The sequence below is a fragment of the Bacillus sp. FSL K6-3154 genome, assembly GCF_040869395.1.
Lineage (GTDB): Bacteria > Bacillota > Bacilli > Bacillales > Bacillaceae > Bacillus > Bacillus safensis.
On sequence record NZ_CP152033.1, the window covers coordinates 1,825,000 to 1,838,438 of the forward strand.

Genomic DNA, 13,439 nt, shown 5'->3' on the forward strand with positions numbered 1-13,439 from the left:
TGACAGCTTTTTCGACACTGTGATAAGGTACTAATGAAATGATGTCGAGAAAATAGGTGTAAATATGAGGAAAAAGATTACTCTAGCCTGTAAAGACTGCGGAAGCCGCAATTATACGACAATGAAAAGTGTTGCTTCAGCAGCTGAAAGATTAGAAGTTAAGAAATATTGCAAGACTTGTAATTCACATAAAACACATTTAGAAACGAAGTAAGATTTGCGTTCTTTAATCTGTGGAGGTCTTTTACATGCGTATTATCAGTTTCTTAAAAAGTGTCGGAAAAGAAATGAAAAAGGTCAGCTGGCCAAAGAAGAACGAAATGGTCCGCTACACAATCACTGTTATTTTAACAGTCGTATTCTTTGCCATCTTTTTCTCTTTTCTTGATATAGGAATCTCACAATTAATCGAATTAATTCATTAATACTTGAATAATGGTCTGCTGAACGTGCTATAATAGATCATAATATGACTTGCCAAAAAACCCGTTTTACGGGTTTTTTCAATTGCTTGAAAATATTTACCGTTACTCGAGATTCGTCAAATAGACATTATGAAATGTGGGGAGGGAAGGACTAAATAGTCCTGAACGAAAATGGAAAAGAATTGGTATGTTGTGCATACGTACTCTGGCTATGAAAACAAAGTAAAAGCGAATTTGGAAAAGCGTGTTGAATCAATGGGCATGCAGGATAAAATCTTCCGCGTCGTCGTACCAGAAGAAGAAGAAACGGATATTAAAAATGGTAAGAAAAAAGTCGTCAAAAAGAAAGTATTCCCTGGCTATGTCCTAGTGGAAATCGTGATGACTGACGACTCTTGGTATGTTGTTCGTAATACACCAGGTGTCACTGGATTCGTTGGATCAGCTGGATCAGGCTCAAAGCCGACTGCACTGCTGCCAGGCGAAGCCGAAACCATTCTGAAGAGAATGGGTCTTGAAGAACGCAAAACAGAAATCGACTTTGAACTGAAAGAAACAGTTAAGGTCATCGATGGACCATTTGCTAACTTCACTGGATCGATTGAAGAAATTGATTACGATAAAAGCAAAGTCAAAGTATTCGTTAATATGTTTGGTAGAGAAACACCTGTTGAACTTGAGTTCACACAGATCGATAAATTGTAATTTAAAAGAGCTTGAAATGAGTGTATAGAAGTGGTAATATAGCAAAGGTACGTCTTGAGTTCACTCAAGATCGCTAGCTAGTTATTTCGTCATTCATATAAAGAATGAAGTTGTTGAGTGGGAGGGGGATTCCCCTATTACCACATCACGGACTTTAAGGAGGTGTGTCTCGTGGCTAAAAAAGTAGTTAAAGTTGTTAAATTGCAAATTCCTGCTGGAAAAGCTAACCCAGCTCCACCAGTTGGACCTGCACTAGGTCAAGCCGGTGTTAATATCATGGGATTCTGTAAGGAGTTTAACGCTCGTACAGCTGACCAAGCTGGTCTTATCATTCCTGTTGAAATTTCGGTTTTTGAAGACCGTTCATTTACATTTATTACTAAAACTCCACCTGCTGCAGTTTTACTTAAAAAAGCAGCTGGTATTGAGTCTGGTTCTGGTGAACCTAACCGTAATAAAGTGGCAACTGTTAAGCGTGATAAAGTACGCGAAATCGCGGAAACAAAAATGCCTGACTTAAACGCTGCTAGCGTTGAATCAGCTATGCGCATGGTTGAAGGTACTGCACGCAGTATGGGTATTGTCATCGAAGATTAATTTTTTGTCTTGTTGGGTTGCGAGTTTGGTTTTGACAAGTTCGCAACCCTTATTCGTGGGAGGTTATTCCGCTAAAACCACATAAGGAGGATTTTTATAATGGCTAAAAAAGGTAAAAAGTATGTAGAAGCTGCTAAGCTGATCGATCGTACTAAAGCGTATGATGTAGCTGAAGCTGTTTCTCTTACAAAAAAAGCAAATACAGCTAAATTTGATGCGACTGTAGAAGTTGCTTTTCGTTTGGGCGTAGACCCTCGTAAAAACGATCAACAAATCCGCGGTGCAGTTGTACTTCCTAACGGAACTGGTAAAACTCAACGCGTTCTTGTGTTCGCTAAAGGCGAAAAAGCAAAAGAAGCAGAAGCTGCTGGAGCAGACTACGTTGGAGATTCTGATTACATCACTAAAATCCAACAAGGCTGGTTCGAATTCGATGTAATCGTTGCGACACCTGACATGATGGGTGAAGTTGGTAAGATCGGTCGTGTACTTGGACCAAAAGGTCTTATGCCAAACCCTAAAACAGGAACTGTAACGTTCGAAGTTGAAAAAGCAATCAATGAAATCAAAGCTGGTAAAGTAGAATACCGCGTTGATAAAGCTGGTAACATCCACGCGCCAATCGGAAAGGTTTCTTTCGAGGACGAAAAGCTTGTTGAGAACTTTGCAACAATCTATGACACAATCCTTAAAGCAAAACCTGCAGCGGCTAAAGGTGTATACGTGAAAAACGTTTCTGTTACATCTACTATGGGCCCTGGCGTGAAAGTGGATCCATCTTCTTTCTCTGCAAAATAATTCTTGACTTATGACAACCATTTTGATAATATCAAAATGTTGTAAAATAGAATAATGTCCATTTATACCGTAGACAGCAGGGGCCTTATGGCTTAATTAACCCGCCGAGGTGTATATGTCACAGTCTTACGTTAACGTATGCTTGTATATACAGCCTCCATGTCTTAGTGGAGGCTTTTTATATGGAGAACCGTTCGTTAGGAACGTGATGGCCTGATCGGTATAAGTGTTACACAAAGAATGTACAGGAGGTGTAACCATGAGCAATGCAATCGATACTAAAAAAGTTGTCGTTGATGAAATTACTTCTAAATTTAAAGATAGTATGTCTACTGTCATTGTAGATTACCGCGGTCTTTCAGTTTCTGAAGTGACTGAACTTCGTAAACAGCTTCGTGAAGCTGGCGTAGAATTCAAAGTTTACAAAAACACTTTGACTCGCCGTGCAGTTGAACAAGTTGAACTAACGGGTTTAAACGATTTCTTAACAGGTCCAAACGCTATCGCATTCAGTAACGAAGATGTTATCGCACCTGCGAAAATCATCAACGAATTTGCGAAAAGCCACGAAGCTTTAGAAATCAAAGCTGGTGTCATCGAAGGAAACGTAGCGACTGTAGAAGAAGTGAAGGCTCTTGCGGAACTTCCGTCTCGCGAAGGCTTACTTTCTATGTTGCTTAGCGTTCTTCAAGCTCCAGTTCGTAATCTTGCTCTTGCTACTAAAGCAGTTGCAGATCAAAAAGAAGAACAAGGCGCTTAATGCGTACTTTACGTTTACGTAAAAAAACTTAAAATGGAGGAATTACAAATGGCTTTAAATATCGAAGAAATCATTGCTTCAGTTAAAGAAGCAACTGTACTTGAGTTAAACGACTTAGTAAAAGCAATCGAAGAAGAATTTGGCGTAACTGCTGCTGCTCCTGTAGCTGTAGCTGCTGGTGGCGGTGCTGCTGCTGAAGAAAAAACTGATTTTGATCTAGTACTTGCTGGTGCTGGAGACCAAAAAATCAAAGTTATCAAAGTGGTTCGTGAAATCACTGGTCTTGGCTTGAAAGAAGCTAAAGAACTTGTTGACAACACTCCAAAACCACTTAAAGAAGGTATTGCTAAAGAAGAAGCTGAAGAACTTAAAGCTAAGCTTGAAGAAGTTGGCGCTTCTGTAGAAGTTAAGTAATCTTCGCCTAATCTTTTGGGAAAGCTCGCTTTTACTGGCGGGCTTTTTCTTTTCTAATCTCCTGAAACGATTGAATCCAGAGGAGGTCCATTCACCATGAGTGACCACTATTATACGGAAAAGCCATCAGTGAAAAGCAATAAACAGACATGGGACTTCACCTTGAGAAACCGTACCTTTACTTTTACAAGTGACAGTGGAGTGTTTTCTAAGAAAGAAGTCGACTTTGGTTCAAGGCTTTTAATTGAAGCTTTCGAAGAACCTGACTTGGATGGCGATGTCTTAGATGTCGGTTGCGGTTATGGACCGATCGGCTTATCGTTAGCAAACGAAATGACTAGCCGTACCATTCATATGATTGATGTGAACGAAAGAGCAGTCGAACTTTCAAAGGAAAACGCTAAACATAATCGCATTGATAATGTTCGCATCTATCAAAGTGATTTGTTCTCGAATGTTCATTCCTCAGCTGCTTTTGCCTCTATACTGACCAATCCCCCAATACGGGCAGGGAAGAAAGTTGTACATGCGATCTTTGAAAAAAGTGCTGATCATTTATTGCCGGAAGGTGAGTTGTGGGTGGTTATTCAGAAAAAGCAAGGTGGACCATCTGCGATTGAAAAATTAGAGAAGCTCTTTGGAGAAGTCGAGGTTGTGCTGAAAAAAAAGGGCTACTATATCATCAAAGCTAAAAAAGTTTGACGCAGTTTCCTAGCTGTGTTAACATTATAAAATGCCAATGTGTATATTTTGCTTGATAGGCTTAAAAAACAACTATTTTGTATAAATTATGCATACTTGGGAAAACTAATAAAATCGGTATTTGTTTTTGGATGTGGTTTTCTTATTTTAGAAACCCTTTTTTCTTTTGTCTTGTAAAAGTATTTCTTTACTGACATTTGAAAGACAGAAATACTTTTTACACATATAATACGCATGATTTGAGGGGTGAATCAGTTGACAGGTCAACTAGTTCAGTATGGACGACACCGCCAGCGCAGAAGCTACGCACGCATAAGCGAAGTGTTAGAATTACCAAATCTCATTGAAATTCAAACCTCTTCTTATCAGTGGTTTCTTGATGAGGGTCTTAGAGAGATGTTTCAAGATATATCCCCAATTGAGGATTTTACTGGTAACCTTTCTCTTGAATTCATTGATTACAGCCTAGGGGATCCTAAGTATCCTGTAGCAGAATCAAAAGAACGTGATGTAACTTACTCTGCTCCACTAAGAGTAAAAGTTCGTTTAATTAACAAAGAAACTGGAGAAGTAAAAGACCAAGATGTGTTCATGGGTGATTTCCCAATCATGACAGACACAGGTACTTTTATCATTAATGGTGCGGAACGTGTAATCGTTTCTCAGTTAGTGCGTTCTCCAAGTGTATATTTCAGTGGTAAAGTAGACAAAAACGGTAAAAAAGGTTTTACTGCGACTGTCATTCCAAACCGTGGCGCATGGTTAGAATACGAAACTGATGCGAAGGATGTAGTCTATGTACGCATCGATCGCACACGTAAGTTGCCGGTTACGGTTCTTTTGCGTGCTCTCGGCTTCAGCTCTGATCAAGAGATTCTTGACCTCATTGGCGAGAATGAATACTTACGCAACACGCTGGAAAAAGACAATACAGAGAATGCGGATAAAGCACTTCTCGAAATCTACGAGCGCCTCCGTCCTGGAGAACCGCCAACTGTTGAAAATGCGAAAAGCTTGCTAGACTCTCGCTTCTTCGATCCTAAGAGATATGACCTAGCAAATGTTGGACGCTACAAGATTAATAAGAAGCTTCATATTAAAAATAGACTGTTCAATCAAAAATTGGCTGAAACGCTAGTTGATCCTGAAACAGGTGAAATTCTAGCAGAAAAAGGTCAAATTTTAGACAGAAGAGTTCTTGATAAAGTTCTTCCATACTTAGAAAACGGCATCGGATTTAGAAAGCTTTATCCTAATGGTGGCGTAGTAGAAGATGAAGTAGAACTTCAATCTATTAAGATTTATGCACCGACTGATCAAGAAGGCGAGCAAGTGATCAACGTGATTGGAAATGCATATGTAGAGGAAGCTGTGAAAAACATCACGCCTTCTGATATCATTGCGTCAATCAGTTACTTCTTCAACCTTCTTCATGGTGTAGGTGACACAGATGATATCGACCACCTTGGTAACCGTCGTCTGCGTTCTGTAGGTGAACTTCTGCAAAACCAATTCCGTATTGGTTTAAGCAGAATGGAGCGTGTTGTCCGTGAAAGAATGTCAATTCAAGACACAAACACGATCACACCTCAGCAGCTGATCAACATTCGTCCTGTGATCGCTTCTATCAAAGAGTTCTTTGGTAGTTCTCAGCTTTCTCAGTTCATGGATCAAACAAACCCGCTTGCTGAATTGACGCACAAACGTCGTCTGTCAGCGCTTGGACCGGGTGGTTTGACACGTGAGCGTGCAGGAATGGAAGTTCGTGACGTTCACTACTCTCACTATGGACGTATGTGTCCGATTGAAACACCAGAGGGTCCAAACATTGGTTTGATCAACTCTCTATCTTCATTTGCAAAAGTGAATCGCTTCGGATTTATCGAAACACCTTACCGCCGGGTTGATCCTGAAACTGGTAAAGTGACACCGAGAATCGATTACTTAACTGCTGATGAAGAGGATAACTACGTAGTAGCACAAGCGAACGCTCAGTTAGCTGATGATGGTTCGTTTATCGATGATAATATCATTGCTCGTTTCAGAGGGGAAAACACCGTTGTTCCTCGAAACCGCGTTGACTACATGGACGTTTCGCCAAAGCAGGTTGTTTCTGCAGCGACAGCATGTATCCCATTCTTAGAAAACGATGACTCTAACCGTGCTCTAATGGGAGCGAACATGCAGCGTCAGGCTGTGCCTTTGATGCAGCCAGAATCACCGATTGTTGGTACAGGTATGGAGTACGTATCAGGTAAAGACTCTGGTGCTGCTGTCATCTGCCGATACCCAGGTGTTGTAGAACGTGTAGAAGCAAAAAATATTTGGGTTCGCCGTTATGAAGACGTTGACGGACAACAAGTCAAAGGAAACCTAGACAAATACAGCCTGCTGAAATTTGTCCGCTCTAACCAAGGGACTTGCTACAACCAGCGTCCTATCGTAAGTGTTGGAGATGAAGTCGTTAAAGGGGAAATCCTTGCAGACGGTCCTTCTATGGAAAAAGGTGAATTGGCTCTAGGACGTAACGTCATGGTCGGCTTCATGACTTGGGACGGTTACAACTACGAGGATGCGATCATCATGAGTGAGCGCCTTGTAAAAGATGACGTCTACACGTCTATTCATATTGAAGAATATGAATCAGAAGCTCGTGATACAAAGCTTGGACCAGAAGAAATCACTCGTGATATTCCAAACGTTGGGGAAGATGCTTTACGCAACCTTGACGAGCGCGGAATCATCCGTATTGGTGCAGAAGTAAAAGACGGAGACCTTCTTGTAGGTAAAGTAACGCCTAAAGGTGTAACTGAACTAACAGCTGAAGAACGTCTATTACATGCAATCTTCGGTGAAAAGGCTCGTGAAGTTCGTGATACGTCACTACGTGTTCCACACGGCGGCGGCGGAATTATCCACGATGTAAAAGTCTTCAACCGTGAAGATGGAGATGAATTACCTCCAGGTGTAAACCAATTAGTCCGCGTATACATCGTTCAGAAGCGTAAGATTTCTGAAGGTGACAAAATGGCCGGACGACATGGTAACAAAGGGGTTATCTCTAAAATCCTTCCAGAAGAAGATATGCCTTATCTTCCAGACGGAACACCGATCGATATCATGTTGAACCCTCTAGGGGTACCATCTCGTATGAACATCGGTCAGGTACTTGAGCTTCATATGGGTATGGCTGCACGTTACCTCGGCATCCACATTGCGTCACCAGTATTTGATGGTGCGCGCGAGGAAGATGTTTGGGAAACGCTTGAAGAAGCAGGTATGTCCCGTGATGCGAAAACAGTCCTTTATGACGGTCGAACTGGTGAACCATTCGACAACCGTGTATCTGTCGGAATCATGTACATGATCAAACTGGCTCACATGGTTGACGATAAACTTCACGCTCGTTCAACTGGACCATACTCACTTGTTACGCAGCAGCCACTTGGCGGTAAAGCACAGTTTGGTGGTCAGCGTTTCGGAGAGATGGAAGTATGGGCACTTGAAGCTTACGGTGCAGCATATACACTTCAAGAGATCTTAACAGTTAAATCGGATGACGTTGTGGGTCGTGTGAAAACATACGAAGCCATCGTCAAAGGGGATAACGTACCTGAACCAGGTGTCCCTGAATCATTCAAAGTGTTAATCAAAGAACTTCAAAGTTTAGGTATGGATGTGAAAATCCTATCTGGCGATGAAGAAGAGATAGAAATGAGAGATTTAGAAGACGATGAGGAAACGAAGAAAGCAGACGGATTAGCGTTATCTAATGACGAAGATGCTGCAGACCTCGCACCTGTCGATCTTGAACGTGACGCAGTCACAAAAGAATAGCAGAAACGATTAGAGCAAGTGACTAGGGTATAACCCGAAGATTAAAAGGGAGGTAGGCCCCTTGCTAGATGTGAACAATTTTGAGTATATGAACATCGGTCTCGCATCACCTGATAAAATCCGTTCTTGGTCTTTTGGTGAAGTGAAAAAGCCTGAAACGATTAACTATCGTACACTGAAACCTGAAAAAGATGGTCTCTTTTGTGAACGTATCTTCGGACCGCAAAAAGACTGGGAATGTCATTGTGGGAAGTATAAACGCGTTCGGTATAAGGGTGTTGTATGTGACCGTTGTGGTGTAGAAGTAACACGGGCAAAAGTCCGTCGTGAGAGAATGGGGCATATCGAACTGGCTGCCCCAGTTTCCCACATTTGGTATTTCAAAGGTATCCCAAGCCGTATGGGTCTTGTTCTTGATATGTCACCACGTGCGTTAGAAGAAGTGATCTACTTCGCTTCTTACGTTGTGACAGATCCGGGCAATACACCGCTTGAGAAGAAACAACTTCTTTCTGAGAAAGAATTCCGTGCTTATTTAGATAAATACGGTAATACATTCCAAGCAGCTATGGGTGCAGAAGCAATCAACAAACTTCTTCAAGATATCGATCTTGTAAAAGAAGTAGATACACTGAAAGAAGAGCTGAAAACTGCTCAAGGACAGCGCCGTACACGTGCGATCAAACGCCTTGAAGTGTTAGAAGCCTTCCGTAACTCAGGAAACAAACCATCTTGGATGATTCTTGATGTACTTCCGGTTATTCCGCCAGAATTACGTCCAATGGTTCAGCTTGATGGTGGACGTTTTGCTACTTCTGACTTGAACGACCTTTATCGTCGTGTCATCAACCGTAACAATCGTCTGAAGCGTTTATTAGATCTTGGCGCGCCAAGCATCATCGTTCAGAACGAGAAGCGTATGCTTCAAGAAGCTGTCGATGCCTTGATTGATAATGGACGTAGAGGCCGACCAGTAACAGGACCAGGAAATCGACCATTGAAATCTCTTTCTCACATGCTGAAAGGGAAACAAGGACGTTTCCGTCAAAACTTGCTTGGTAAACGTGTTGACTATTCTGGACGTTCCGTTATCGTCGTAGGACCACATTTGAAAATGTATCAGTGTGGACTTCCGAAAGAAATGGCTCTTGAATTATTCAAACCATTCGTGATGAAGGAGCTTGTTGAAAAAGGATTAGCTCACAACATCAAGAGTGCGAAGCGTAAAATTGAGCGCGTGCAGCCGGAAGTATGGGATGTTTTAGAATCAGTTATTCGTGAGCATCCAGTCTTACTAAACCGTGCACCGACTCTTCACAGACTTGGTATTCAAGCGTTTGAACCTACACTTGTGGAAGGACGCGCAATTCGTCTGCATCCACTTGTATGTACAGCCTACAACGCTGACTTTGACGGTGACCAAATGGCGGTTCACGTACCATTGTCTGCTGAAGCTCAAGCTGAAGCTCGTATCTTAATGCTTGCGGCTCAAAACATTTTGAACCCGAAAGATGGAAAACCAGTTGTTACGCCATCTCAGGATATGGTGCTTGGTAACTACTACCTTACACTTGAGCGCAAAGGTGCTATCGGAGAAGGTATGGTCTTCAAAGATACTGACGAAGCCCTTCTAGCTTATCAAAATGGTTATGTGCATCTTCATACACGTGTAGCTGTTGCAGCTAGCTCGTTGAAGAATGTGACATTCACAGATGAACAGCGTTCTAAATTGTTGATTACAACAGTTGGAAAACTGATCTTTAACGAAATCTTACCGGAATCATTCCCATACATGAATGAGCCGACAAAGAGCAATATTGAAGAAAAAACGCCTGATCGTTTCTTCCTTGAAAAAGGTGAGGATGTAAAAGCTGCGATCGAGAAACAAGAAATCAATGCGCCGTTCAAAAAAGGTATTTTAGGTAAAATCATTGCAGAAATCTTTAAGAGATTCCATATCACTGAGACATCTAAAATGCTTGACCGCATGAAAAATCTTGGTTTCAGATACTCTACTAAAGCCGGTATTACGGTTGGTGTGTCTGATATCGTCGTATTAGATGATAAGCAGCAAATTCTTGAAGAAGCACAAGCAAAAGTAGATAACGTCATGAAGCAATTCAGACGTGGTTTGATTACTGAAGAAGAGCGTTATGAGAGAGTTATTTCAATCTGGAGTTCTTCTAAAGATGTGATCCAAGGTAAACTGATGAAGTCCCTTGATGAAGTCAACCCAATCTACATGATGAGTGACTCTGGAGCGCGTGGTAACGCATCTAACTTTACTCAGCTGGCTGGTATGCGTGGTCTGATGGCCAACCCGGCTGGACGTATCATCGAACTTCCGATTAAATCTAGTTTCCGTGAAGGTTTAACCGTATTGGAATACTTTATTTCCACTCACGGTGCGCGTAAAGGTCTTGCCGATACAGCCCTTAAAACAGCTGACTCAGGTTACCTCACGCGTCGTCTCGTTGACGTTGCACAGGATGTCATCATCCGTGAAACAGATTGCGGTACAGACCGTGGAATCTTGGCGAAGTCTATTAAAGAAGGAAATGAAATTATTGAGAAACTTGAAGAACGTCTGATCGGACGTTTTGCAAGAAAACCAATTGTTCATCCTGAAACAGGCGAAGTCATTGTAGCCGAAAACGAACTAATTGATGAAGATAAAGCACTTGAAGTAGTTGAAGCAGGAATTGAGGAAGTATGGATCCGTTCTGCATTTACATGTAACACGCCTCATGGTGTATGTAAACGATGCTACGGCCGTAACCTTGCAACTGGTACTGACGTTGAAGTCGGTGAAGCAGTTGGAATCATCGCTGCACAATCAATCGGTGAGCCAGGAACACAGCTTACAATGCGTACGTTCCACACCGGTGGGGTAGCAGGAGACGATATCACTCAAGGTCTACCTCGTATCCAAGAGCTATTTGAAGCGCGTAATCCGAAAGGGCAAGCGACAATTTCTGAAATTGATGGTGTCGTTGCTGAAATTAACGATGTTCGTGACAAGCAGCAGGAAATTGTGGTTCAAGGCGAAGTTGAAACTCGCTCATACACAGCTCCTTACAATGCGCGTCTAAAAGTTGTTGAAGGTGACACAGTTACTCGTGGTCAAGTACTGACAGAAGGTTCGATCGATCCGAAAGAACTTCTTAAAGTGACTGACATGACAGCTGTTCAAGAATATCTGCTTCATGAAGTACAAAAAGTATACCGTATGCAAGGGGTAGAAATCGGAGATAAGCACGTAGAGGTAATGGTTCGCCAAATGCTTCGTAAAGTGCGTGTCGCTGATGCAGGGGATACAGACGTATTACCAGGCACACTTCTTGATGTACATCAATTCACTGAAGCGAACAAAAAAGTACTATTCGAAGGCAAACGTCCTGCAACAGGCCGTCCAGTTCTTCTTGGTATTACAAAAGCTTCGCTTGAAACAGACTCATTCTTGTCTGCGGCATCCTTCCAAGAAACGACTCGTGTCCTAACAGATGCGGCGATCAAAGGAAAACGTGATGAACTGCTTGGCTTGAAAGAGAATGTGATCATTGGTAAACTTGTTCCTGCTGGAACGGGAATGCCAAACTACCGTAAAGTTAAGCCGGTTTCGCAAGTGCAGCCGTCTGACGATATGGTTCCTGTAGAGTAATCTTTCTCGTGAGATTCCTATAAAATCATCAAAAATGGTGAAGGATGTCAAGATAATCTGTCATACGATATTGACATCCTTCTGCCATGATGATAATATAACCAAGGTGCTCAAAATAAAACCTGTTACTTTGGAGGATATTCGATGTCTTATGATAAAGTATCACAGGCTCAATCCATTATTATCGGTACGAAGCAAACAGTAAAAGCTCTGAAACGAGATTCAGTAAAGGAAGTCGTCGTAGCGAAAGATGCTGATCCTGCTTTAACTGCTAGTGTATTGAAACTAGCACAAGAGAAGGGTGTAGACATTTTAGTGGTAGATTCCATGAAAAAGCTCGGCAAGGCCTGCGGAATTGAAGTTGGGGCAGCAGCTGTTGCCATTATGTTATAACGTACTTGTTTTGTTTTTGCATGCTTAAAATGCAAAAGCATTGTTTTTTGCCTTTTGATGAACCACCTGGGTATGTGGGTTATAAAAAAAGTAATGAAGGGAGGAATAACAACATGCCTACAATTAATCAGCTAGTACGCAAAGGACGCGTGAGTAAAGTTGAAAACTCAAAGTCACCTGCACTTAACAAAGGATACAACAGTTTCAAAAAAGAGCACACTAACGTAACATCTCCACAGAAGCGCGGGGTTTGTACTCGTGTCGGTACAATGACACCGAAAAAACCAAACTCAGCACTACGTAAATATGCTCGTGTACGTTTGTCTAACTTGATTGAAGTAACAGCTTACATTCCTGGTATCGGACATAACCTACAAGAGCACAGTGTAGTACTTATCCGTGGCGGACGTGTAAAAGACTTACCGGGTGTACGTTACCACATCGTTCGTGGTGCGCTTGATACTGCCGGAGTTGACGGTCGTATGCAAGGACGTTCTAAATACGGAACAAAACGCCCTAAACAAAGCAAATAATACAAACAAACATAAGGGTTTTTAGAAGTTGATATCAGATCAGTGGAGTCAGGAAGCTGACAATGATATTGAGATGAGAGACAGATAGAAATCCTTTTAAAAGAGAAGGGAGGCTATTCAGATGCCACGTAAAGGTCCTGTAGCAAAAAGAGACGTATTGCCAGATCCAATTTACAATTCTAAACTTGTATCTCGTTTGATCAACAAAATGATGATCGACGGTAAAAGAGGAAAAGCACAAACAATTCTCTACAAGTCATTTGATATCATCAAAGAACGTACTGGTAATGAAGCGATGGAGGTTTTCGAACAAGCCTTGAAAAACATCATGCCAGTTCTTGAAGTTAAAGCACGTCGTGTAGGTGGAGCTAACTACCAAGTTCCTGTAGAAGTTCGCCCAGACCGTCGTACTACTTTAGGTCTTCGCTGGTTAGTAAACTACGCTCGTCTTCGTGGAGAAAAAACGATGGAAGAGCGTCTTGCTAACGAAATCCTTGACGCAGCTAACAACACTGGTGCTGCTGTTAAGAAACGTGAAGATACACACAAAATGGCAGAAGCGAACAAAGCATTCGCTCACTACCGCTGGTAGGATTTATACCAAACTAAAAAAA

The 13,439-nt window shown here is 41.9% G+C and carries 13 protein-coding genes and 1 other annotated feature; all 13 genes read left to right on the forward strand.

Features of this window, described 5'->3' with window-relative positions:
* Positions 1-64 precede the first annotated feature (64 nt).
* A complete protein-coding gene (gene rpmG / locus MHH61_RS09505; protein WP_008356502.1) occupies positions 65-214 on the forward strand; it encodes a 50S ribosomal protein L33 in 150 nt (49 codons plus the stop codon).
* A 34-nt stretch (positions 215-248) separates the two neighbouring features.
* Positions 249-425, forward strand: coding sequence for a preprotein translocase subunit SecE (gene secE, locus MHH61_RS09510; protein ID WP_008345422.1), 177 nt, complete (start codon positions 249-251; stop codon positions 423-425).
* A gap of 171 nt (positions 426-596) precedes the next feature.
* On the forward strand, positions 597-1,130 hold the full coding sequence (gene nusG, locus MHH61_RS09515; protein WP_003217197.1) for a transcription termination/antitermination protein NusG: 534 nt from the start codon (positions 597-599) through the stop codon (positions 1,128-1,130).
* Between the two features lie 171 nt (positions 1,131-1,301).
* Complete coding sequence (gene rplK / locus MHH61_RS09520; RefSeq protein WP_003216956.1) at positions 1,302-1,727, forward strand: 50S ribosomal protein L11; 426 nt, start codon at positions 1,302-1,304, stop codon at positions 1,725-1,727.
* A 99-nt stretch (positions 1,728-1,826) separates the two neighbouring features.
* Positions 1,827-2,525 carry a 50S ribosomal protein L1 gene (rplA, locus tag MHH61_RS09525; protein WP_017359164.1) on the forward strand — a complete coding sequence of 233 codons (699 nt, stop codon included), beginning with the start codon at positions 1,827-1,829 and terminating at the stop codon, positions 2,523-2,525.
* Positions 2,526-2,574: 49 nt separating this feature from the next.
* Positions 2,575-2,715: a sequence feature (ribosomal protein L10 leader region), on the forward strand.
* 69 nt (positions 2,716-2,784) lie between these two features.
* Positions 2,785-3,285, forward strand: a complete 501-nt coding sequence (gene rplJ / locus MHH61_RS09530) for a 50S ribosomal protein L10 (RefSeq protein WP_024425590.1) — start codon at positions 2,785-2,787, stop codon at positions 3,283-3,285.
* Positions 3,286-3,333: 48 nt separating this feature from the next.
* Entirely contained in the window at positions 3,334-3,699 is a 366-nt protein-coding gene (gene rplL / locus MHH61_RS09535) for a 50S ribosomal protein L7/L12 (protein ID WP_008345418.1), read from the forward strand.
* 96 nt (positions 3,700-3,795) lie between these two features.
* Positions 3,796-4,401, forward strand: a complete 606-nt coding sequence (locus MHH61_RS09540) for a class I SAM-dependent methyltransferase (RefSeq protein ID WP_125587478.1) — start codon at positions 3,796-3,798, stop codon at positions 4,399-4,401.
* Positions 4,402-4,656: 255 nt separating this feature from the next.
* Positions 4,657-8,238 carry a DNA-directed RNA polymerase subunit beta gene (gene rpoB, locus MHH61_RS09545; protein WP_024425866.1) on the forward strand — a complete coding sequence of 1,194 codons (3,582 nt, stop codon included), beginning with the start codon at positions 4,657-4,659 and terminating at the stop codon, positions 8,236-8,238.
* A 61-nt stretch (positions 8,239-8,299) separates the two neighbouring features.
* Positions 8,300-11,899 carry a DNA-directed RNA polymerase subunit beta' gene (gene rpoC, locus MHH61_RS09550; protein ID WP_024425592.1) on the forward strand — a complete coding sequence of 1,200 codons (3,600 nt, stop codon included), beginning with the start codon at positions 8,300-8,302 and terminating at the stop codon, positions 11,897-11,899.
* A 144-nt stretch (positions 11,900-12,043) separates the two neighbouring features.
* Positions 12,044-12,292 (forward strand): 50S ribosomal protein L7ae-like protein, encoded by a 249-nt coding sequence (locus MHH61_RS09555; RefSeq protein WP_024425593.1) that lies wholly within the window; start codon positions 12,044-12,046, stop codon positions 12,290-12,292.
* Between the two features lie 113 nt (positions 12,293-12,405).
* Positions 12,406-12,825 (forward strand): 30S ribosomal protein S12, encoded by a 420-nt coding sequence (gene rpsL / locus MHH61_RS09560; protein ID WP_008356518.1) that lies wholly within the window; start codon positions 12,406-12,408, stop codon positions 12,823-12,825.
* 121 nt (positions 12,826-12,946) lie between these two features.
* A complete protein-coding gene (rpsG, locus tag MHH61_RS09565; RefSeq protein ID WP_008356520.1) occupies positions 12,947-13,417 on the forward strand; it encodes a 30S ribosomal protein S7 in 471 nt (156 codons plus the stop codon).
* The last annotated feature ends 22 nt before the right edge of the window (positions 13,418-13,439 follow it).